We start from the raw sequence: 21,387 nt of genomic DNA, 5'->3' as shown, positions 1-21,387 counted from the left end.
AGTGGGCTCCGGCCCCGCCCGAGGCGCCCGTCGCGCCGCCTGCTCCGCCCGCACCGCCGGTCGCCTCCGTTCCGCCGGTCTCCCCGGCGCCGCCTGTCGCTCCCGCCCCGGCGGACCCCGCTCCCTCTCCCTCTCCCTCCCCCTTCCCGGCTTTCGGCGAGGAGGAGGCCGGTAACGGCGACCTGGAGAGCGGCGCCACCATGCGGTTCTCCGCCGCCTCCCTGAAGCAGGAGATCGCGGAGCTGGCCGCCGCAGCCGAAGCGCAGGCAGCGGGCGGGTCCGGATCGGGAACCCCGCAGCAGCCGGCCGAGGAGAACGAGGGCGAGCCCGCGGGCGACGGTTCCGCCGAGCAGGCTTCGACCGGCGCCTCGGCGCAGTCCGGCGACAGCAACGACGACGGTGAGGGCGATTCCGACCGTACGGCCGCCGATTCGGCCGGTGCCGACACGGACGACCACGCCGGCGACGCCGACGACTCCGCAGAGGTCACCGAGGCTCCCGCCCCCGTGTCCGACGACGCCACCACCCCCACGAACGGCGAGACGGAGACCCAGACAGAGGCAGAGGCAGAGGCTGCAGAGGACACCTCCTCGCCGAACGCCGGTGCCGACGCACCGCATCCCGACGCCGCCCCCCAGGGCGCCCCCTCCGCCTGGACTCCCCCGCCGGCCCCGCAGAGCGGCGTGCCGCCGCTGCCGCCGTCGTACCAGCCCGCTGCCCCTACGGCCGCGCCGCAGTGGCCCGCACAGCCGCAGCCGGACCCCGCCGCGCCTGCCCACCCCGCACAGCCCACACACGCACAGCAGCCGCCCTTCCAGCCGCAGGCGCCGCAGCCCGCGCCGACCGCCTGGAACCCGCAGGCCGGGCCGACGCCGCCGAACCCGGAAACCCAGCAGGCCCCGCCGCAGCCCGGCTACGGCTTCCCGCACCCCGGCACCCCGGCCCCCCAACAGCCGCCTGCCGCCGCCCAGGGCGGATACGGCTTCCCCCAACCGACGCCGCCGGCGCCCAACGCGCAGGGTGGTTACGGATTCCCGCAGCCCCCCGCGCCCAACGCCCAGGGCGGGTACGGATTCCCGCAGCCCGGCACCCCCGGCATCCCGGCAGAGGCGCAGGCACAGACCCCGGCCCCGAACACCCAGCCCGGCGGCGGTTACGGCTTCCCCCAGCCGCCCGCCCCAGCAGGGCCACCCCGGCCACCCGGCCAACCCCGCGCAACCCCACCCGGGCGCCCCGCACCAGCCCGACGGCCGACCTCCGCAAGGCGGCCCTCAGGCCCAGCCGTACCCCCAGCACCCCCAGCAGGGCCAGCCCGGTCACCAGGGCCAGCCGGGTCAGCAGCCCCCACAGCCCCAGCAACCCCAACAACCCCACCCGGCCGTAGACCCGCGCACCGGTGCCGCCTGGCCCCAGGCCGTTCAGCACGACCAGCGGCAGCAGGCCAACCCCGGTGCCGCGCCCCTCGGTTACACCGCGGCCGTGGAGCTGTCCTCCGACCGACTGCTCAACAGCAAGAAGCAGAAGGCGAAGAGCAGCCGCCCGGCGGCCGGCTCCAAGTTCAAGCTCGGCGGAAAGAAGGAAGAGGCCGAGCGGCAGCGGAAGTTGGAGCTGATCCGCACACCGGTGCTGTCCTGCTACCGGATCGCGGTCATCAGCCTCAAGGGCGGCGTCGGCAAGACGACCACAACCACCGCGCTCGGCTCCACGCTCGCCACCGAGCGGCAGGACAAGATCCTCGCGATCGACGCCAACCCGGACGCCGGCACACTCGGCCGCCGGGTCCGCCGCGAGACCGGGGCCACCATCCGCGACCTCGTCCAGGCGATCCCGTACCTCAACTCGTACATGGACATCCGGCGGTTCACCTCCCAGGCCGCGTCCGGCCTGGAGATCATCGCCAATGACGTCGACCCGGCCGTGTCGACCACGTTCAACGACGAGGACTACCGGCGCGCGATCGACGTGCTCGGCAACCAGTACCCGATCATCCTCACCGACTCCGGTACTGGTCTGCTCTACAGCGCCATGCGTGGTGTGCTCGACCTCGCCGACCAGCTCATCATCATCTCCACGCCGTCCGTGGACGGTGCGAGCAGCGCCAGCACCACCCTGGACTGGCTGTCCGCGCACGGATACGCCGACCTCGTCTCGCGGTCCCTCACGGTCATCTCCGGAGTCCGCGAGACCGGCAAGATGATCAAGGTCGAGGACATCGTCAGCCACTTCGAGACGCGCTGCCGCGGAGTCGTCGTCGTCCCCTTCGACGAACACCTCTCGGCCGGTGCCGAGGTCGACCTCGACATGATGCGGCCGAAGGTGCGGGAGGCGTACTTCAACCTCGCGGCGATGGTCGCCGAGGACTTCGTACGGCACCAGCAGCTGCACGGCCTGTGGACGGCCAACGGCAACCCGCCCCCGGTGGCGGCCCCACCGATGCCGGGCCAGGCCGCCGCCCAGCCGTACCCCCAACCGGGACAGCCGGGACAGCCCGGGCAACCGGGCCCGTATCCGCAGCAGCCCCACCCCGGCCAGCAACCGGGTCAGCCGTACCCGCAGGGCCAGCCCTACGCCCAGCCGGGTCAGCCGGGTCAGCCGGGTCAGCCGGGACAACCGGCACAACCGCCCGCCGCGCCCGGTCAGCCGTACCCCCAGCACGGGCAGCCCTATCCCCAGCAGGGCTACGGCTATCCCCAGCCGGGACAGCAAGGCCAACCGGGCGGGCAGACCCCGCCCCCGCAGGCGCCCCCACAGCAGTAGCAGTAGGCGCACACGAAAGGGCGGCCGGTGCCTGAGAGGCACCGGCCGCCCTTCGGCGTCACAGAGCAGGACAAGCCCTGGCAAGCCCTACTCGGCGGCCTCCGCGGCCCCCACCAGCTCCCGGCACCGCTTCACGTCCCGAGCAATCTGCTCCAGCAGCGCGTCGAGCGTGTCGAACTTCGCCTGGCCGCGGACGAAGGCCAGGAAGTCGACGGCGACGTGCAGGCCGTACAGGTCGAGGCCCACGCGGTCGATGGCGTACGCCTCCACCGTGCGCTCGGTGCCGTCGAACTGCGGGTTCGTGCCGACGGAGATCGCGGCGGGCATCGCCTCGCCGTTCACGTGCAGCCAGCCGGCGTAGACGCCGTCGGCCGGGATGGCGGTGTGGGGCAGGGTCTCGACGTTCGCCGTCGGGAAGCCCATCTCGCGGCCGCGCTGGGCGCCGCGGACGACCACGCCCTCCACGCGGTGCGGGCGGCCCAGGATCTCGGCGGCGCCTTCGACGTCCCCGCCGGCGACCAGGCGCCGGGTCAGGGTCGAGGAGAACGGCTCGCCGCCGCCCGCCGTGCCGGACACGTACAGGTCGACGACCTCGACCTCGAAGTCGTAGACCTTGCCCTGCTCGGCGAGGAACTCCACGTTCCCCGCGGCCTTGTGGCCGAAGCGGAAGTTGGGGCCCTCGACGACCGCCCTGGCGTGCAGCTTGTCGACGAGGACCTTGACGACGAAGTCGGCCGGGGACAGCTTCGAGAACTCCGTGGTGAACGGGAGGATCAGCACCGCGTCCACGCCCAGCTCGGCCATCAGTTCGGCGCGGCGGTGGTGCGGGGACAGCAGCGGCGGGTGGCTGCCGGGGCGGACGACCTCGCTGGGGTGCGGATCGAAGGTGACGACGACGGCCGGGACGCCCAGCTCACCGGCGCGTTCCACGGCATGCCGGATGATCAGCTGGTGCCCGCGGTGGACCCCGTCGTAGGAACCGATGGTGACGACGCTGCGCCCCCAGTCCTCGGGGATGTCCTCCAAGCCACGCCAGCGCTGCACTGTCACTGCTCCTCGTCGCAAACTCGTCGAACCCGTGTCCGTGCTTGTCTCATACGCAGGTCTAAGGGTGCCATGCCGGGGTGCCGGGGCCTGCATCGGCATGGGGGCTGTGACCCGGCGCACGTGCGACCCGTCAGGCGGGTACCCGTACGCCCGCCAGGTTCTCGATCATCCGGCGGGCACTCGGTCCCACCACGGCCGCCCATTCCTGAGGGGTCTCGGCAAGCCAGCCCGCCACCAGCGCGGCGAAGCCGGGCACGTGCCGCCCGAGGTCGACGAGGCCGCGGTCGAAGCAGGTCGCCCCTTCCGGGGTGCGGACGAGGAGGAGGCCGGTGCGGTGGACCAGGCCGCGGGCGACGAGGGAGTCGTCCTCGGCAAGCGACGCCGCCGCGTGCAGTACGGCCATCAGGACGGACGGGTCCTGTTCGCGGCTCAGGAGGAGTTCGAGGAGCTCCTGGCGCAGGGGGCGGGAGGCGGGTGTCCCGGGGGCGGCGAGTACGGCCGCGAGGGCCGCCCGCACCTGCTCGGTGCCGCCGTCCAGCAGGCCGCCGACCAGGGGGAGCAGAACTGTCCGGGCGGTGGGGCCGTGCTCCAGCCGCCGGTCCACGTACGCCGCCACGTCCGCGGCCGTCTCCGGGCGCCGCTCCACCGCCTCCCGTACGAGGGCCGCGACCCGGCGGGCCAGGGCGGGCGTGATGACGTCGGCGAGCGTGCGCAGCGCCGCCCCGGCGTCCGGGCGGCGCAGGCGGGCCCGGAAGGCGTCCAGGACCTGGTCCGGGTGGGTCGCCAGGGCGGGTACCAGGGCGTCGGGCGGCAGTTGCGGGTCGCCGGCCGCGAAGTGCCCGAGGGCCTGCGGGAGATGGCGGTCCCGGGTGTGCGGATCCCGGACGAGCAGGGCGAGCGCGCCGCCGTGCAGGGTGCAGTCGGCGGGGCGGGCGAGCAGGGCGAGGGCGGCGTAGCGCAGCAGTTCGCGGTCGGCCTCGGTGCGTACGTGCGGGGCGGCGCGCAGTCCGTACGCCACCGCGGCGACCCGCCGCGCGGGCCGCTCGTCGTGCGCCCACCGGTCCACGGCCCGGCACACGGCCGACGGCTCGTCCTCGGCCAGTACGGCGAGCAGCTCGTCGGCCCTGACGTGGGCGCTGTCGACGAGTACCTCCGTCAGGTCGTCCAGGGCCCGGTGCCGGTGGGTGTGCAGCAGCGCCTGCGCGGCCTTCGCCACGGTCGCGTGCGGGGCGGCGGGCAGCGGTCGCTCGTCGTCGAACCAGCGGGCCAGGAGCGGTTGTACGGCGGTGGGGTCGGCGGTGAGCAGCCGGGCCGCGGCGTCCAGGAACCGCGGGCCGCCGGTCTCGTGCGGCGGGCCGTCGGCGAGGACGAGCCGGCGCAGCAGGTCGAAGCGGGTGTCGGGCGGGAGCGGCAGGGACGTCCAGAACTCCGGTCCGAACGCGGTGGGCACGGGGCGTGCCTGCTGCCGCCAGGCCACCAGCCGGTCGGTGAGATGGCGGAGGAGGGGGGTGTACGGCGTCGCGTCGGGCACGCGGAGGAGGACCTCGGCGGGGAGGCGGGCGGCCCACCAGGAGTGCGGGTCGTCCTCCAGGGCGTGCACCAACTCCTCCAGACGGGCGGCGAGTTCACGGGTGCCGTGCTGGCGGGCCAGGAGCAGCAGGGCCTGGACGACGGGGCCGATGCGGTGGTGCGGCACGGGGAGGGGGTGCTCGCCGTGCGGGTGGGTGCGGCGGCGGTGGACCAGGGCGCGCAGCGCCTCGTCCAGGTCGAGGTGCATGCCCTGGATCCAGTCGGCGAGCTCCTCGTGGGCGAAGCGGTAGCCGCCGGCGGCGGGGACGAGGATGCCTTCGGTGAGTACGGCGGAGGCCCAGCCGGTGCCGCCGCCGAGCCGCGCGGGCGCCTGCCCCCACGGGAACACCGCCTCGAACGACTTCCGGTCCAGCTCGCCCTGCCCGGGGCCCAGGCTGCGGCGGGCGGCCTCGTGGACCTGGCCGGAGACCTTGGCGGCGAGGCGGCGTACGGCGGTGCCGCGGAGGCCGTTCTCCGCGGCCAGGCGGACCGCGATGCGCAGGCACATCAGGTCGAGGTGGGCCGAGAAGACGTCGTGGCGGTCCAGCGGAGTGTCGGGGGCGTCGGGGTGGGCGGCACGGATCTCCGAGAGGAGGCGGAGGGTAAGGGGGTGACGGGCATCGGGGTCCTGGAGGACGGCCTCGGGAATGCGGTACCGCGCGCGGGCTTGGCGGGCCTCGTCCTCGCGCAGGTCGCCGAGGTGGACGCACGGGGGGAGCAGTGGGGGAGTTTCGCCCTCTGGAAAACGCGGACCGGCATCGGCGGCCGAGGCCGGTCGATGCAGCATCTCCTCCGGGAACCCCGCCCCTGCCGCCTCCCAGTACTCCCCCCGACACGCCACCACCAGCCGCGCCCCCGTCTCCCGCAGCCACGCCGCCGTCCCGTCGGTCCACTCGGCGAGGCGGTGGGCCAGGACGGGCGGCATCTCCTCGGGGCCGTCCAGGAGGAGCAGGAGGGGGCGGCCGGCGGTGCGGGCCAGGTGGGCAAGGCGTTCGGGGCTGGTGTCGCCGAGGTCGTCGGGCGGGAGGGTGCGCGAGCGCTCATCGCAACGGCCTCGCTCGGCACGTCCGGCGCGCTCTTCTCCCTCGCCACGGCCTCGCTCGGCGCTGCCGGTGCGGTCCTCGGTCGCTTGGGCGCAGGCACCCGCCGCCCGGTCCGACGCCGCGACGATCCGCACCGCCCGAGCCAGCGCCCGCCGCGCCGCGTCCGCCACCGAGCCGTCGTCGTCCCTCAGATCGGCACCGCGCAGCCACAACGTGGGCGCCGGTTCCGCGCCGCGATGACGCCGCGCGGCAAGGGCCGCGAGCTCGGTCGTACGGCCGCTGCCAGGCGCCCCGACAAGCCCGAGGACGGCGGCTCCCCCCGCGACGAACGCGGCGAACTCCCCCACCAGGGCACCCCGTTCAACCGGCGCCAGCACCCCCGCTCCACCGACACCCACACCGCACTCACCGACACCAGCCCCACCCACACCAGACTCGCGCGCCCCAGCACCAGCCCCACCGGCCGCCGCACCCGCCTGACCCGACACCGCACCGGCCCCACCAGCCCCGCCCACACCCGCCCACGCACAGGCCCCGCCCACACCAGACTCGCGCGCCCCAGCACCGACCCCGCCGACCGCCGCACCCACCTGACCCGCCACCGCACCAGTGCCCGAACCCGGCTCGCGCACCCCCACGCCGGCCCCGCCCTCGCCGGAACCCGCCGCACCCCAGCCCTCATCAGCCCAAGACGTCCCCGCAGCCCCCACCCCACAGCAGCCCTCGCCCGCCCCCCTGTCACCAGAGCGCCCCACATCCCCCGCGCAACACCCCCACCGGCCCGTCCTGCCCCACCGAGGTCGCCGTGAGCTCCAGCACCCCGGCCAGGTTGAGGTCGGCGCCGTACGCAGGGACCGTCGCCGCGTTCACTGCAAGGAGGTTCGCGAGGGGGCCGCTCGGTACCGGGCGGAGTGGTACCGCGAAACCCACATCCCGGTGGCCGCTCCGCAGCGCCGTGCCGAGGACGCCGACCACGGCGCCGGTCGCGGCGTCGAGGACCGGTCCCCCGGCGGCCCCGCCGCCCAGTCGCAGGGCGTCGCGGCCGGCCGTGCCGATCGCCAACTCGAGGGCGTCGCCCAGGAGATGGAAGCGGTCCGTCGCGGTGTACGTCACGGGAGTCGCGCCCAGGACCCGGGCCTCGCGCCAGCAGCCGGCGGGGACCCTCACGTACGTACCCGTCGCGATCCGGTCCCGCACGGTGACGGGCAGCGGGTCCACGCCGAGGCTGCCCTCGGTGCGGACGAGGGCCAGGTCCAGATCGGGAAGAGGGGTCACCGCGTCGGCGGTCACGACGCAACTGCGGTCCCCGGCGCCGTACAGAACGAGCCGGAGCAGGCCGTCGACGGTCTCGTGGCTGGTGACGACCGTGCCGTCGTGGTCGGCCAGGAAGCCGGTGCCACGGGGGCGGCCGGCGAGGTCGTGGATGCGGATGAGTGAGGTGAGTGAAATGAATGAGTCGTCCCGGGCGGGGCCGTCCTCCGGCTCCCCGGCTCCCCGGCCCTGTCGGCCGCCGCCCGCGTGCCACGAGCGTGCTGTGCCGCGGGCGTCCCCGGTCCGCGGGCCCCGTCCCGCCATGGTCGAACCTCCCCGCCGTACACACGTGCCTGTCTGCCGTACGCACGCACGTGCCTGATTCGACGGTAGGCGCGAGATGATCAGCCGGACAGATCCCGCGACGAACGCGCCCCCTTCCGCTCCCCCACTTCACTCCGAGCGCCTGCCCGGTCGGGTGAATGGATGAGGGCGCCTGGATACACCCTAGGGGTGGGGGAACCGAGGGGGGACCGTGGAGCGGCGGCAGTGACGACCCCGTGATCGCCGCTCCACGGGCGGATCCCGCGCTCTGCGGACTGAGCGCACTGAACCGACTGCACGACTGAACTGACTGCGCGACTGAACTGACTGCGCGACTGCGCGGACTGTCGGCGTCAGCCGAAAATGGCGAGGCTCTTCGCCTTGCCCTTGTGCTCCTCGACGAGCGCGAGGAAGCGGCCCTCGGGGTCGTAGACGGCCACGGCACCGGCGCCGGTGTAGGCGCCGGGCATGTCGAGCCGTACCCCGTTGGTGAGCAGCCGGGCCCGCTTCTCGTCCACGTCCCAGCGCGGGAACGCGGCCGAGGCCGCCTCGGCGATCGGCATCACCGTCAGCTCCTGCTGGAGCTGGTCGAGGGTGCGGGCCGAGTCCAGCTTGTACGGTCCGACGCGCGTCCGGCGCAGCGCCGTGAGGTGGCCGCCGACGCCCAGGTCGGCGCCCAGGTCGCGGGCCAGCGCCCGGATGTACGTGCCGGACGAGCAGACCACCGACACCACCAGGTCCAGGACCGGGGTGCCGTCCTCGGCGACGGCGTCACGGACGTCGTACACCGCGAAGGACGAGACGGTGACGGGCCGGGCGGGGATCTCGAACTCCTCGCCCTCCCGCGCCCGCTTGTAGGACCGCACGCCCTTGATCTTGATGGCGCTTACCTTGGACGGCACCTGCATGATGTCGCCGCTCAGCTTGGCGATCCCGGCGTCGACGGCGTCGCGGGTGACCTTCGAGGCGTCGACCGACCCCGTGATCTCGCCCTCGGCGTCGTCGGTCAGGGTCGTCTGCCCGAGGCGGATGGTCCCCAGGTACTCCTTCTCGGTGAGCGCGAGGTGCCCGAGGAGCTTGGTCGCCTTCTCCACGCCGAGGACGAGAACACCCGTCGCCATCGGATCGAGGGTGCCGGCGTGGCCGACACGGCGGGTCCGGGCGATGCCGCGCATCTTGGCGACGACATCGTGCGAAGTGAAGCCCGACGGCTTGTCGACGATGACAAGGCCGTCGGGCGTCCGGTTCTGCTGGGTCATTCGGCGGCGTCGTCCTCGTCCTCGCCCGGCTTCTTGTACGGGTCCGGCTCACCCGCGAAGGCCGCGCCGGCCGAGACCTCGCGCACCTTCGCGTCCGAGGCCCGTGCCTTGTCGAGCAGGTCCTCGATGGTCTTGGCGGTGTCCGGCAGGGCGTCGGCCACGAAGGTCAGCGTCGGCGTGAACTTCACGCCCGCGGCCTGGCCGACCGCGGAACGGAGCACGCCCTTGGCGCTCTCCAGTCCGGCGGCCGCTTCCGCCCGCTCCTCGTCGTCCCCGTACACCGTGTAGAAGACGGTCGCCTCCCGCAGGTCACCCGTGACCCTGGTGTCCGTGATGGTGACCTTCGAGCCGAGCCGCGGGTCCTTGATCCCACGCTGCAGCTTCTGGGCCACCACCTCTCGGATGAGGTCCGCCAGCCTCTTGGCCCGCGCGTTGTCGGCCACTGGTCGTCTCCCGTTCTTCCTGTTCCACGTTCAGAAAATCTAGTCGTCGTCGCCGTGGAAGCGCCGTCTCACCGACAGCAGTTCCACCTCGGGGCGCCCGGCGACCAGGCGCTCGCACCGGTCCAGTACGTCGGTCACGTGCCCCGCGTCGCCGGACACCAGCGCGAGGCCGATGACGGCCCTGCGGTGAAGGTCCATATGGTCCACCTCGGCCGCGCTCACCGCGTACTTCCGCTGCAGCTCGGCGACGATCGGGCGGACGACGGAGCGCTTCTCCTTCAGCGACCGTACGTCGCCGAGGAGGAGGTCGAAGGACAGCGTCCCCACATACATGTGTGTAGCCGGTTCACCCGCCGGCACGGGATCGATGGCCCCGCCATCCAGTGGGCAGGGACATCAGGAACGGTACAACGAACGGGCGGGCCGCTCGACGGGATTCTTTCGCCCCCGTCGCCCCCTGCACCACCCCGCTCCTCGCACGCCGGAGCGGCTGGATACGGCCGAAGCCGGCCGACGGGACACAAGTCCCGCCGGCCGGCGAAGGAACCGTCGGCTGTTACGCCCGCGGCTTCTCGCGCATCTCGTACGTCGCGATGACGTCGTCGACCTTGATGTCGTTGAAGTTTCCGAGGTTGATACCACCCTCGAAGCCTTCGCGGATCTCGGTGACGTCGTCCTTGAAGCGACGCAGACCGGAGATGGTGAGGCTCTCCGCGACCACCTTGCCGTCGCGGATGAGGCGCGCCTTGGTGTTGCGCTTGACCTCGCCCGACCGGACCAGGACACCGGCGATGTTGCCCAGCTTGGACGACTTGAAGACCTCGCGGATCTCCGCCGTACCGAGCTCGACCTCTTCGTACTCCGGCTTCAGCATGCCCTTCAGGGCCGCCTCGATCTCCTCGATCGCCTGGTAGATGACCGAGTAGTAACGGACGTCCACGCCTTCGCGCTCGGCCATCTGCGCGGCACGCCCTGCGGCGCGCACGTTGAAGCCGATCACGATGGCGTCCGAGCCCATCGCCAGGTCGATGTCCGACTCCGTGACCGCACCGACACCACGGTGCAGGACGCGGATGTCGACCTCTTCGCCGACGTCGAGCTGGAGCAGCGAGGACTCGAGAGCCTCCACCGAACCGGACGCGTCGCCCTTGATGATGAGGTTGAGTTCCTGCACCAGACCGGCCTTGAGGGCCTCGTCCAGGTTCTCCAGGGAGAACCGGACTCCGCGCCGGGCGAAGTTGGCGTTGCGCTCACGCGCCGCGCGTTTCTCGGCGATCTGGCGGGCCGTACGGTCCTCGTCGACGACGAGGAAGTTGTCGCCGGCGCCCGGGACGTTGGTGAGACCGAGGACGAGGACCGGAGTCGACGGACCCGCCTCTTCCAGGTTCTCGCCCGTGTCGTCGAGCATCGCGCGGACACGGCCGTACGCGTCGCCGACCACCATGGTGTCGCCGACCCGCAGGGTGCCTCGCTGGACCAGGACGGTCGCGACGGCACCGCGGCCACGGTCCAGACGGGACTCGATCGCAATACCCTGCGCGTCCTGCTCCGGGTTGGCCCGCAGGTCGAGCGAGGCGTCCGCGGTGAGGACCACGGCCTCCAGGAGAGCCTCGATGTTGAGGCCCTGCTTGGCGGAGATGTCGACGAACATGGTGTCGCCGCCGTACTCCTCGGCCACGAGGCCGTATTCGGTCAGCTGACCGCGCACCTTGGTCGGGTCGGCGCCCTCGACGTCGATCTTGTTGACCGCGACCACGATCGGCACGTCGGCCGCCTTGGCGTGGTTCAGCGCCTCGATCGTCTGGGGCATCACACCGTCGTTGGCCGCCACCACGAGGATCGCGATGTCGGTCGACTTGGCACCACGGGCACGCATGGCGGTGAACGCCTCGTGACCAGGGGTGTCAATGAAGGTGATCTTGCGCTCTTCTTCGTTGACCTGGGTCGTGACCTGGTACGCACCGATGTGCTGCGTGATACCGCCGGCCTCGCCCGCGACGACGTTCGTCTTGCGGATGGTGTCGAGGAGGCGGGTCTTGCCGTGGTCGACGTGACCCATGACGGTCACGACCGGCGGACGCGCGACGAGGAACTCCTCGCCACCCTCGTCCTCGCCGAACTCGATGTCGAAGGACTCGAGCAGCTCGCGGTCCTCCTCCTCGGGGCTGACGATCTCGAGGACGAAGTTCATCTCGTCCGCGAGGAGCTTCAGCGTCTCGTCGGAGACGGACTGCGTGGCAGTGACCATCTCGCCGAGGTTCATCATCACGCCGACGAGCGACGCCGGGTTGGCGCCGATCTTCTCGGCGAAGTCGGTGAGGGAGGCACCGCGCGACAGGCGGACGGACTGTCCGTTGCCGCGAGGCAGCATCACGCCGCCGACCGACGGGGCCTGCATGGCCTCGTACTCCTGGCGCCTCTGCCGCTTCGACTTGCGACCACGACGCGCGGGACCGCCGGGACGACCGAAGGCGCCCTGCGTGCCACCACGACCGCCCGGACCACCGGGACGACCGCCGAAGCCGGGACGACCGCCGCCGCCACCGCCGGGACCACCCGGACGGCCGGCGAAACCGCCGCCACCGCCACCGGGACCACCGGGACGACCGGCGAAACCGCCGCCACCGCCACCGGGACCGGCCGGACGGCCGGCAAAGCCGCCGCCACCCGGACGACCGCCGCCGGCACCACCGGGACGACCGCCGCCACCGCCACCGGGACCGCGGCCGCCGGGGCCACCGCCGGGACGCGGGCCGGCAGCCGGACGCTGCGGCATCATGCCGGGGTTCGGACGATTACCACCGGGACCGCCACCGGGACGCGGACCGCCGCCCTGCGGACGGGGCATACCGCCCGGGCTGGGACGCGCGCCGCCCGGAGACTGCGGACGGGGACCGCCCGAAGCGCCCTGCGGACGAGGACCGCCCTGACCCTGCGGACGCGGAGCGCCGCCGGGAGCACCGGGGCCACCAGGACCGCCGGGCCGCGGGGCACCGCCCGGACGGGGCGCCTGGGGGCGCGCCATGCCGGTGGAGCCACCAGAGGTGAACGGGTTGTTGCCCGGACGGGGACCGGCCGGACGAGCACCGGGACGGGCCGACTGGCCGCCCTGACGCGGAGCCGCGGGACGGTCACCACGGTCGGGACGGTCACCGCGACCCTGGCCGCCCTGGCCGGGACCGGCCGGACGGGAGCCCGGACGCGGGGCCTGGCCGGCCGGACGCGGGGCGCCCGGACGGGGGCCGGAGCCGGTGCCGGCGCCAGTGCCGGAGGGTGCGCTGGTACCCGAAGAGGCAGCCGGCGCGGCGGGAGCCGACGGCGGTGCCGTGAACTCGGGCGTGGTCGGAGCCGGAGACGCCGGGGCGGGCCGCGGCGCGGGCTTCGGGCCCGGGGTGGGACGGAGGCCGGGAGCGGCCGGCGCGGCGGGAGCCGCGGGCTTCTCGGCGGCGGCCGGCTTGGGAGCCGGCGGGCGCGGGGCTGCCGGACGGGCGCCCTGCGCGGGAGAGGGGGCTGCCGGCCTGGCCGGAGCAGCCTTGCGTGCGGAAGCGGGCTTGCCGCCTCCGTTGCCCTGCTGGAGGGCGTCTGTCAGCTTGCGTACGACGGGCGCCTCGATCGTCGAGGAAGCCGAACGAACAAATTCACCGAGTTCTTGGAGCTTGGCCATGACGACCTTGCTCTCAACCCCGAACTCCTTGGCGAGTTCGTATACCCGGACCTTAGCCACTTCGCTCCTTTTAGGTCCGGGTTGTGTCCGGACCGTCGCTACTTCATGGGCGTACTCATCGCGTGCTCATCGAGTGCTCATCGCAATCTCGACCTACTTCCAACTCGCGGGGTACCAGGGCCGCACGGGGGTTCCGTACGACGCTTCTTACGGTGTTGCCTGCTCGACGTAGAGACGCAACGCCTGGGTGTCGAGCGGTCCCGGGGCGCGCAGCGCCCGTGGGATAGCCCGACGGCGTACCGCCAGGTCGAAACAGACCAGGGCGGGATGCATATACGCACCCCGGCCGGGCAGCGTACCGCGATCATCGGGGACGCATTCACCCTCGATGGCCACGATCCGCAGCAAGTCCTTCTTGGCCGCTCGCTCCCGGCACCCCACACAGGTGCGTTCAGGGCATGCGCGGGCTCGCGTCCGGCCAGACACTCTTAAGTCTACCTCCCCGCACCGACCTCACCCCTTCGGGGCAAGAATCGAACAGTTGCCGCGCATGAAACTGTCGTGATCTCAGCCACCTGCGGCTTGGATCTATTCCCCGGGCTGCTCGGTGTCCGGGCGGATGTCGATCCGCCAGCCGGTCAGACGGGCCGCGAGGCGGGCGTTCTGCCCTTCCTTGCCGATCGCCAGGGACAGCTGGTAGTCGGGCACCGTCACACGCGCGGAGCGGGCCGCCATGTCCACGACCTCCACCTTGGAGACGCGGGCCGGGGAGAGCGCGTTCGCCACCATCTCGGCCGGGTCGTCCGACCAGTCGACGATGTCGATCTTCTCACCATTGAGCTCGCCCATGACATTGCGCACCCGGCCGCCCATGGGGCCGATGCAGGCGCCCTTGGCGTTGAGACCCGAACGGGTGGACCGGACGGCGATCTTCGTGCGGTGGCCGGCCTCGCGGGCGATGGCGGAGATCTCGACGGACCCGTCGGCGATCTCCGGCACCTCGAGCGCGAAGAGTTTCTTCACCAGATTGGGATGTGTGCGGGACAGGGTGACGGACGGACCGCGGACCCCCTTCGCCACCCGGACGACGTACGACCGAAGGCGCATCCCGTGCTGATACGTCTCCCCCGGGACCTGCTCCTGCACCGGCAGGATGGCCTCCAGCTTGCCGATGTCCACGAGCACGTTCTTCGGGTCGCGGCCCTGCTGGACCACGCCGGTGACGATGTCGCCCTCCCGGCCCGCGTACTCGCCGAGCGTCGCGTCGTCCTCGGCGTCACGCAGCCGCTGCAGGATGACCTGCTTGGCGGTGGTCGCGGCGATACGGCCGAAGCCGGACGGGGTGTCGTCGAACTCGCGGGCCTCCTGGCCCTCCTCGAGGTCCTCGGGGTCCTCCTTCGCCCACACCGTCACGTGGCCGCTCTCCCGGTTGAGCTCCACGCGCGCGTGGCGGCGGCTTCCGTCGGTGCGGTGGTAGGCGATGAGGAGGGCCGACTCGATCGCCTCGACCAGCAGCTCGAAGGAGATCTCCTTCTCCCGCACCAAGCCCCGCAGGGCACTCATGTCGATGTCCATGGCTACGCCTCCTCCTCTTCCTTCATGTCGTCCTTGTCCTTGCGGTTGAACTCGACCTGGACGCGAGCCCGGTCGATGTCCCCGAAGGCGAGTCTGCGGGCGGTGGCCTTGCGGCCCTTCACACCAGGTACTTCGAGGTCGAGACCCTCGTCGTCGACCTTCAGGATCCTGGCGACCAGTTCGTCGCCGTCGGTCAGCTGGAACTTCACCAGGCGGCTCGTGGCGCGTACGTAGTGCCGGTGCTCCTTGAGGAGGCGCTCCGCGCCGGGTGTTCCGACCTCGAGGGTGTACTCGCCCTGGCCCATCGCGTCCGTCTCGTCGAGCTTCGCCGAGAGCTCGCGGCTCACATCGGCGATCTGGTCGAGGTCGGCGCCGGTGTCGGAGTCGACGACCACGCGCAGTACACGCTTGCGTCCGACCGAGTCCACCGCGATCTCTTCGAGATCCAGGCCCTGTGAGCTGACGAGCGGTTCCAGGAGCTCTCGCAGCCTCTCGCTCTGGGTGGTGCTCATCCGGGTGACTCCTCGGCCGCGTGTGCTGTTGTGGGTAGGGCGCGTGTCTGGTCAAAGGGTATCCGGTCCAGGGGAGTGTTGCCGTCCACCTGCACCGGGGTCGGTGCCGCTGAGTGGTGCCGAGCCGGTGCGCGGGTACCGTGATCACCGGCGGGGCCGCCCTGCCCGCCCGCGTGTTCTTACGAGCCCCCCGAGGACGTCTGACGTGCCGTACGCTCCACCGCCGCGCACCCCCTCGGGGCCGCGCAGAAGAACCCTGCTCGCCTCGGCCGCCGGGGCCGTCCTGCTGGTGGGCTGCTCCACCGGGTCCGAGGACTCGGACGGCGGTACGACGGGCGGCAGTCCGTCGGTCGTGGAGCGGGCCCGCGCGCGTGCGGCCGGCGAGAGCACGGACCTGGTGGCACGGTACGACGCCGTCATCGCCGTACATCCCGCGCTGGCGCAGCGGCTGGGACCGCTGCGGTCGGAGGCCGTACGGCATGCGGAGGCGTTCGGGGGCCTCCGGAAGGCGTCGCCTTCCGAGTCGCTTTCCGTGTCGCCTTCCGATGCGGCCTCCCCGCGCCCCGCCTCCGCCGCGCCGTCTCCTGCGGTCCCGGCCGACGAGCAGGCCGCCCTCGCCGAACTCGCCGCCGCCGAGCGGTCCCTCGCGGACCGGCGGGCGAAGGCGTTGCTCGACCTGCCGGGTGAGCCGGCACGGCTGCTGGCCTCGGTCGCCGCGGCCGGGGCGGCGCACGCGTATCTGCTGACGGAGGGTGCGAAGTGAAGGAACAGGAACCGAAGGAACAGGAGCTGAAGGCCCTCCAGGCGGCGCTGGCCGCCGAGCACGCGGCGGTGTACGGCTACGGGGTGGTCGGCGGCCGGATCCGCGGGGGCCGTCGTACGGAGGCGAAGGCGGCGTACGACGCCCATCGGGCCCGGCGCGACGCGCTGGCGCGCGAGGTGCGGGACGCGGGCGGCACGCCGGTGGCCGCGGCGGCGGCGTACGCGCTGCCCTTCCCGGTGCCGGACTCGGCCGCGGCGGTACGGCTGGCCGCCGAGCTGGAGGACCGGGTGGCCGGGGTGTACTCCGACCTGGTGCGAGCGGCGGAAAGCGGGCGGCGGGGCACGGCGGCCGAGGCGCTGCGGGAGGCGGCGGTGCGGGCGGTGCGCTGGCGCGGCGAGAGCGTAGCCTTCCCTGGGCTCGCCGAGCGGGCGGCGACGGCTTCGCCATCGGGCCCGGCGTCGGCGACGCCGACCTCGTAACGCGTACAGGAAGGAAACGACTCGCGCATGGCTTTCGAACCGCCGCAGCGTCTGGTGAGGGCGCTCGGCGAGACGGCACCGGACGGTGACGACTGGTTGGAGAAGCTGCCCGAGGCGGCCCGACGGGCCGTCGAACTGCGCGAGTTGACCGTCGAGCGGGTGCAGTTGCCCGGTGGGCGCAGCAGCCTGGTCGTGCTGGTGCGGCGACCGGACGGGACGCCCGCCGTGCTCAAGCTGGCCCCGCCCCGGGCCCGCCCGGAGAGCGAGCGGGCCGCGCTCGCGCACTGGGGCGGTCTGGGCGCCGTCCAACTGCTGGAACCCTTCGCCGCGGAGGGCGTGCTGCTTCTTGAGCGGTTGCATCCGGATGTGTCGGTGCGGTCGTTGCCGGAGGCGAAGGCGCTGCTGGAGGCGGCGGGGACGTTGCGGCGGCTGTGGGTCGAGGCGCCCGGCGGGCATGTCTTCGAGACGGTGGCCGAGCGGACCGGGCGGCAGGCCGGGGCGATGCGGGCGAGTGCCGCGGCCGATGCGGAGGTGGCGTCGCTGGTGGACGCGGCGCTCGCGGCCCGCGAGGAGCTGCTGGCCGCGCCGCCGGAGGACCGGCTGCTGCACGGGACGTTCCGGCAGAGCAAGGTGCTCGCCGGTGAGCGGGCGCCGTGGCTGGCCGTGGGGCCGGACCCGGTGGTCGGCGAGTGCGCCTTCGATCTGGCGCGGCTGGTGCGGGACCGGGTGGAGGACCTGATCGCCTCACCCTCGGGGGCGGCGACGACCCGGCGGCGGGTGAAGCGGCTCGCGGAGTCGCTGGACGTGGACCAGGAACGGCTGCGGGGCTGGACGCTGTTCCGGGCGGTGGAGTCGGGGGTGCGGGCGCTCCGGGTGGGGCGGCCGAAGGATGCGGAGCTGTTGCTGGAGTTCGCGGGCTGGCTCTGACTCCGCCCCGTCGGTGCCAGTTTGAGGGCGAGGACCGGACAGTCGGCCGCCGCCCTGCGGGCGCGTCTGACGGTTCCGGCGGGGACGGGGGTGCCGACGACGAGCGGATAGCCCCACTCGTCGAGCGTGATGTGTTCGGGGAGGATTTCCGCGCACAGGCCGTGGCCCTCACAGGCGGTCCAGTCGATGTCGATGCGCTGGTCCATGTCGGCTCAGCTCCGGTCCTGGGGTACGGGCAGCACGGGCGTGGCGTCGGTCGCGGTGCACAACCCGTGTGCGTGGGCGTCGAGTTGGGCGGCGAAGGTGGTGAGCGCGCCGCGGACCAGGCGGGCCGTGCCGTCGGGGTGGTGGCAGGTTCCGCGGCCCTCGGCCAGGCCGGACCAGCGGGCGACGTCGTCGCGGAGGGTGCTCTGGGGGCCCGGTTCGGCGAGGGTCCGGACGGCGGCGGCGATGCGGGGGAGGCCGTTGCGGCAGGGGCCGCACTGGCCGGCCGACTGGAGGGCCAGGTAGCGCAGGACACGGGCGGTCTCGGCGAGGCCGCAGCGGTCGGCGGGGAGCGCGGCGAGGGGCAGCAGCCGGCCGAGCGGTATGCCGAACGGGGCTTCCACGACCCGGACTTCACGTCCCGGCACATGGACGGTGTACAGGGCGCTGCCCGGCTGGCCGGCCGTCCCGGCGGAGCGGAACCAGTCGGCGCCGTAGCGGGCGATCAGGCCGAGGTGGGCCAGGGTCTCCACGTTCCGCCGAGGTACTGGGCAAGGGCCGAGGACTGGCCGGAAAGGAACCCCTTCGGGAGGCGTACGACCCGTACGGCGACGGGGCCGGTGACGTCCTGGACGCGGATCTGGCAGCCGCCGGCCGGGGGCTCGCCCGCGACGGCCGTGTCGCCGCCGAGGCCGACCAGGACCCCGCAGTCCGCGGCGCGGGCCAGCGTGGCCGCGGCCCGGTCGGCGGCCCAGGCCTTGGCGGTGGCGCCGAGGTCGAGGCGGAGGCCGGGCGGGACGGTGACCGTGCCGGTCGCGCGGTCCAGCCGCACCTGGCGCCGGCCGGGCGCCCGTTTCACGCGCAGCCGTACCGGGCGGTCGTCCTCCTGGACGAGGGTGAGGTCGCGGTCGTAGCCGATCGCGGCCATCGCCGAGCCGACCGTCGGGTCGACCACCCCGTCCGTCGCCTCGGCGGCGGCGAGGGCCACCGCGAGGGCCTCGGCGAGCAGCGGGCTGACCCGGACCGGGCGGCCCTGGGCGCTGTCGAGCGCGGCGAGGTGCCGGGCCAGGAGCAGGTTGCAGGAGTCGAGGAGGGCCGGGTCGGTGACGACGAGCCGGACGGTCGTACCGAGGGCACGCCCCTCGGCGGCGGCCGTGATGCGCGGGGAGCCGGCGGTCATCACGACGCCCCCGAGGTGGAGTCGGCGGAGCCGCTCGACGAGGGCGTCGGGCGGTCAGGCGGTCAGGCGGTCAGGCGGGCGATCGCCTCCTCGACCGTCAGCTCCTCGCGCTCACCGGTGCGGCGGTCCTTCAGCTCCAGCACGCCCTCGGCGGCCCGCCGTCCGGCCACCAGGATCTGCGGTACGCCCATCAGCTCCGAGTCCGTGAACTTCACGCCCGGGGAGACGCCGGCCCGGTCGTCCACCAGGACGCGGAGGCCGGCCGCGGCCAGCTTGTCGGAGACGTCGAGGGCGAGTTCGGTCTGGAGGGCCTTGCCGGCGGCGACGACGTGCACGTCGGCCGGGGCGACCTCGGCGGGCCAGCACAGGCCCTTGTCATCGGCGGTCTGCTCGGCGAGGGCGGCGACCGCGCGGGAGACGCCGATGCCGTAGGAGCCCATGGTCACGCGGACCGGCTTGCCGTTCTGGCCGAGGACGTCGAGCTTGAGGGCGTCGGCGTACTTGCGGCCCAGCTGGAAGATGTGGCCGATCTCGATGGCACGGTCCAGTTTGAGGCCGGTGCCGCAGCTGGGGCAGGGGTCGCCCTCCTGGACGACCACGACGTCGACGTACTCGCCGACCTCGAAGTCGCGGCCCGCGACGACGTTCTTCGCGTGCGTGTGCTCCTTGTTGGCGCCCGTGATCCACGCGGTGCCCGGCGCCACGCGCGGGTCGGCGATGTACCTGACCTTCTCCGGACCCTGCGGGCCGACGTAGCCGCGGACCAGGTCCGGGCGGCCCGCGAAGTCCGCCTCGGTGACCATCTCGACGGTGGCCGGGGCGAAGTGGGCCTCGACCTTGCCCAGGTCGACCTCGCGGTCGCCGGGCACGCCGACGGCCACGATCTCGCCGTCGACCTTCACGAGGAGGTTCTTGAGCGTGGCGGAGGCCGGAACGCCGAGGGAGGCGGCGAGGGTCTCGATGGTCGGGGTGTCGGGGGTGGGGATCTCCTCGGCGGCCGGGACGCCGGAGCCGTCCACCGTCTTCAGCTCGTACGTGATCGCCTCGGTGTTCGCAGCGAAGTCGCAGTTCGGGCAGTCCGCGAAGGTGTCCTCGCCGGCGCCGGCCGGGGCCAGGAACTCCTCCGACTTCGAGCCGCCCATCGCGCCCGCGGTGGCGGCGCAGATGCGGTAGTCGAGGCCGAGGCGCTCGAAGACCTTCTGGTAGGCCTGACGGTGCAGGGCGTAGGACTGGGCGAGGCCCTCGTCCTCGGTGTCGAAGGAGTACGAGTCCTTCATGAGGAACTCGCGGCCGCGCAGGATGCCGGCGCGGGGGCGGGCCTCGTCGCGGTACTTGTGCTGGATCTGGTAGAGGATGACCGGCAGGTCCTTGTAGGAGGACGCCTGGTCCTTCACGATCAGCGTGAAGATCTCCTCGTGGGTCGGGCCGAGGAGGTAGTCGCCGCCCTTGCGGTCCTTGAGGCGGAACAGCTCCGGGCCGTACTCGTCCCAGCGGCCGGTCGCGTCGTACGGCTCACGCGGCAGCAGCGCGGGGAGCAGCACCTCCTGGGCGCCGATCGCGTCCATCTCCTCGCGGACGATCCGCTCCACGTTGGCGAGGACCTTCTTGCCGAGCGGCAGCCAGCTCCAGATACCGGCCGCGGTGCGGCGGACGTAGCCGGCGCGCACGAGCAGCTTGTGGCTGAGGACCTCGGCGTCCGCCGGGTCGTCGCGCAGCGTCTTCGCCATCAACTGGGACATGCGCTGGACCGGTAGCTTCGCCATGGTTCTCGTACTCCTGCTGCGAGTGGGGTGATGGCAGGAGGTTAGCCGGGGGGTACGGGGCGGTGGAAATCGGTTAGCGGCGGCGCAGCGGCAGGGGGGCGCCCATCACGGCGTACGGCTTCGGTGCGCTGGGGAACAGGACCTGGCGGGCGAGGTCCTGGTAGCCGAGGGAGTGGTAGAGGCCGCGGGCCGGGCTGTCCTGGTCGATCGCGGAGAGGATCGAGCGGGGTTCGGCGGCGGTGTCGGTGATCGTGGTGATCAGCGCGCGGCCGAGGCCACGGTTCTGGTGGTGCGGGTGGACGTGCAGCTCGGTGATCACGAAGGAGTCGTCGAGCCAGTCGTCGCAGTGCCTGGCGCGGAGGTACGGCTCGACGACCGTGGACCACCAGTGGGTGCGGTCGTTGGGCATGCCGTACACGAAGCCGACGAGGCGGCCCTTGGTGGTGGCGCCGAAGGCCCGCGCGCCCGGGTAGGTCATGTGGCGCAGGACGATCTGGCGGCGTACGGCGACCTCGTCGGGGCCGAGTCCGAAGGCGAGGGCTTGGACGGCCAGGGCCTCGTCTACGTGGGTGGAGAGGTTCAAGGGGCCGATGACGAGGTCCATGCGGGGAGCCTACAGGGGGGTTT

16 protein-coding genes and 3 pseudogenes are annotated in these 21,387 nt (G+C 73.1%); 4 read left to right on the top strand and 15 right to left on the bottom strand.

Translation table 11 applies throughout. From position 1 onward, the window contains the following. Positions 1-200: 200 nt before the first annotated feature. A pseudogene (locus QFZ76_RS51910) lies at positions 201-2,757 on the top strand (AAA family ATPase). 87 nt (positions 2,758-2,844) lie between these two features. Here the strand turns inward: QFZ76_RS51910 and QFZ76_RS36185 are convergent. From QFZ76_RS36185 to rimP, 10 genes and pseudogenes are all read right to left on the bottom strand, one after another. Next, the gene (locus QFZ76_RS36185) at positions 2,845-3,801 is read right to left on the bottom strand and encodes a bifunctional riboflavin kinase/FAD synthetase (protein ID WP_307677617.1); all 957 of its coding nucleotides are present in this window, start codon (positions 3,799-3,801) and stop codon (positions 2,845-2,847) included. Positions 3,802-3,934: 133 nt separating this feature from the next. Continuing rightward, positions 3,935-6,793 (bottom strand): serine protease, encoded by a 2,859-nt coding sequence (locus tag QFZ76_RS36180; protein WP_307677616.1) that lies wholly within the window; start codon positions 6,791-6,793, stop codon positions 3,935-3,937. A gap of 369 nt (positions 6,794-7,162) precedes the next feature. Continuing rightward, a pseudogene (locus QFZ76_RS36175) lies at positions 7,163-7,847 on the bottom strand (trypsin-like peptidase domain-containing protein); the annotation flags it as partial. A gap of 497 nt (positions 7,848-8,344) precedes the next feature. Further along, a complete protein-coding gene (gene truB / locus QFZ76_RS36170) occupies positions 8,345-9,250 on the bottom strand; it encodes a tRNA pseudouridine(55) synthase TruB (RefSeq protein WP_266433102.1) in 906 nt (301 codons plus the stop codon). Then, positions 9,247-9,693, bottom strand: a complete 447-nt coding sequence (rbfA, locus tag QFZ76_RS36165; RefSeq protein WP_266433104.1) for a 30S ribosome-binding factor RbfA — start codon at positions 9,691-9,693, stop codon at positions 9,247-9,249. The genes truB and rbfA overlap by 4 nt, the downstream gene beginning before the upstream one ends. Positions 9,694-9,732: 39 nt before the next feature. Next, complete coding sequence (locus tag QFZ76_RS36160) at positions 9,733-10,026, bottom strand: DUF503 domain-containing protein (RefSeq protein WP_266433106.1); 294 nt, start codon at positions 10,024-10,026, stop codon at positions 9,733-9,735. A gap of 223 nt (positions 10,027-10,249) precedes the next feature. Beyond that, positions 10,250-13,417, bottom strand: a complete 3,168-nt coding sequence (gene infB / locus QFZ76_RS36155) for a translation initiation factor IF-2 (RefSeq protein ID WP_307677615.1) — start codon at positions 13,415-13,417, stop codon at positions 10,250-10,252. A 147-nt stretch (positions 13,418-13,564) separates the two neighbouring features. Then, the gene (locus tag QFZ76_RS36150; protein ID WP_307677614.1) at positions 13,565-13,843 is read right to left on the bottom strand and encodes a YlxR family protein; all 279 of its coding nucleotides are present in this window, start codon (positions 13,841-13,843) and stop codon (positions 13,565-13,567) included. A 102-nt stretch (positions 13,844-13,945) separates the two neighbouring features. Continuing rightward, positions 13,946-14,932, bottom strand: a complete 987-nt coding sequence (nusA, locus tag QFZ76_RS36145; protein ID WP_307677613.1) for a transcription termination factor NusA — start codon at positions 14,930-14,932, stop codon at positions 13,946-13,948. A gap of 2 nt (positions 14,933-14,934) precedes the next feature. Continuing rightward, the gene (gene rimP / locus QFZ76_RS36140; protein WP_266433114.1) at positions 14,935-15,444 is read right to left on the bottom strand and encodes a ribosome maturation factor RimP; all 510 of its coding nucleotides are present in this window, start codon (positions 15,442-15,444) and stop codon (positions 14,935-14,937) included. A 205-nt stretch (positions 15,445-15,649) separates the two neighbouring features. Here rimP and QFZ76_RS36135 point away from each other — a divergent pair, with 205 nt between their 5' ends. The 3 genes from QFZ76_RS36135 to QFZ76_RS36125 are packed head-to-tail and all read left to right on the top strand — an operon-like array spanning position 15,650 to position 17,613. Further along, positions 15,650-16,207 (top strand): hypothetical protein, encoded by a 558-nt coding sequence (locus QFZ76_RS36135; RefSeq protein ID WP_307677612.1) that lies wholly within the window; start codon positions 15,650-15,652, stop codon positions 16,205-16,207. Beyond that, complete coding sequence (locus tag QFZ76_RS36130) at positions 16,204-16,686, top strand: ferritin-like domain-containing protein (protein WP_307677611.1); 483 nt, start codon at positions 16,204-16,206, stop codon at positions 16,684-16,686. The genes QFZ76_RS36135 and QFZ76_RS36130 overlap by 4 nt, the downstream gene beginning before the upstream one ends. Before the next feature lie 27 nt (positions 16,687-16,713). Then, on the top strand, positions 16,714-17,613 hold the full coding sequence (locus tag QFZ76_RS36125; RefSeq protein WP_266433120.1) for an aminoglycoside phosphotransferase family protein: 900 nt from the start codon (positions 16,714-16,716) through the stop codon (positions 17,611-17,613). 32 nt (positions 17,614-17,645) lie between these two features. Here the strand turns inward: QFZ76_RS36125 and QFZ76_RS36120 are convergent. From QFZ76_RS36120 to QFZ76_RS36105, 5 genes and pseudogenes are all read right to left on the bottom strand, one after another. Next, a pseudogene (locus QFZ76_RS36120) lies at positions 17,646-17,819 on the bottom strand (ferredoxin); the annotation flags it as partial. 6 nt (positions 17,820-17,825) lie between these two features. After that, positions 17,826-18,350, bottom strand: coding sequence for an NADH-ubiquinone oxidoreductase-F iron-sulfur binding region domain-containing protein (locus tag QFZ76_RS51905; RefSeq protein WP_373464398.1), 525 nt, complete (start codon positions 18,348-18,350; stop codon positions 17,826-17,828). Then, the gene (locus QFZ76_RS51900) at positions 18,323-18,997 is read right to left on the bottom strand and encodes an FAD:protein FMN transferase (protein ID WP_373464397.1); all 675 of its coding nucleotides are present in this window, start codon (positions 18,995-18,997) and stop codon (positions 18,323-18,325) included. The genes QFZ76_RS51905 and QFZ76_RS51900 overlap by 28 nt, the downstream gene beginning before the upstream one ends. A gap of 62 nt (positions 18,998-19,059) precedes the next feature. After that, complete coding sequence (locus QFZ76_RS36110) at positions 19,060-20,760, bottom strand: proline--tRNA ligase (RefSeq protein WP_307677610.1); 1,701 nt, start codon at positions 20,758-20,760, stop codon at positions 19,060-19,062. A 73-nt stretch (positions 20,761-20,833) separates the two neighbouring features. Continuing rightward, a complete protein-coding gene (locus tag QFZ76_RS36105) occupies positions 20,834-21,364 on the bottom strand; it encodes a GNAT family N-acetyltransferase (protein ID WP_307677609.1) in 531 nt (176 codons plus the stop codon). Positions 21,365-21,387: the final 23 nt, after the last annotated feature.

It is taken from the genome of Streptomyces sp. V4I2, from assembly GCF_030817655.1.
Classification (GTDB): Bacteria; Actinomycetota; Actinomycetes; order Streptomycetales; family Streptomycetaceae; genus Streptomyces; species Streptomyces plumbiresistens.
This window is presented reverse-complemented; position numbering and strand designations above follow the sequence as displayed.

Excerpts from the sequence above, each read along its gene's own strand:
- truB (WP_266433102.1), bottom strand. The coding sequence starts at position 9,250 with ATGACCCAGCAGAACCGGACGCCCGACGGCCTTGTCATCGTCGACAAG.
- QFZ76_RS36160 (WP_266433106.1), bottom strand. The coding sequence starts at position 10,026 with ATGTATGTGGGGACGCTGTCCTTCGACCTCCTCCTCGGCGACGTACGG.
- nusA (WP_307677613.1), bottom strand. The coding sequence starts at position 14,932 with ATGGACATCGACATGAGTGCCCTGCGGGGCTTGGTGCGGGAGAAGGAG.
- rimP (WP_266433114.1), bottom strand. The coding sequence starts at position 15,444 with ATGAGCACCACCCAGAGCGAGAGGCTGCGAGAGCTCCTGGAACCGCTC.
- QFZ76_RS36125 (WP_266433120.1), top strand. The coding sequence starts at position 16,714 with ATGGCTTTCGAACCGCCGCAGCGTCTGGTGAGGGCGCTCGGCGAGACG.
- QFZ76_RS51900 (WP_373464397.1), bottom strand. The coding sequence starts at position 18,997 with ATGACCGCCGGCTCCCCGCGCATCACGGCCGCCGCCGAGGGGCGTGCC.
- QFZ76_RS36110 (WP_307677610.1), bottom strand. The coding sequence starts at position 20,760 with ATGGCGAAGCTACCGGTCCAGCGCATGTCCCAGTTGATGGCGAAGACG.
- QFZ76_RS36105 (WP_307677609.1), bottom strand. The coding sequence starts at position 21,364 with ATGGACCTCGTCATCGGCCCCTTGAACCTCTCCACCCACGTAGACGAG.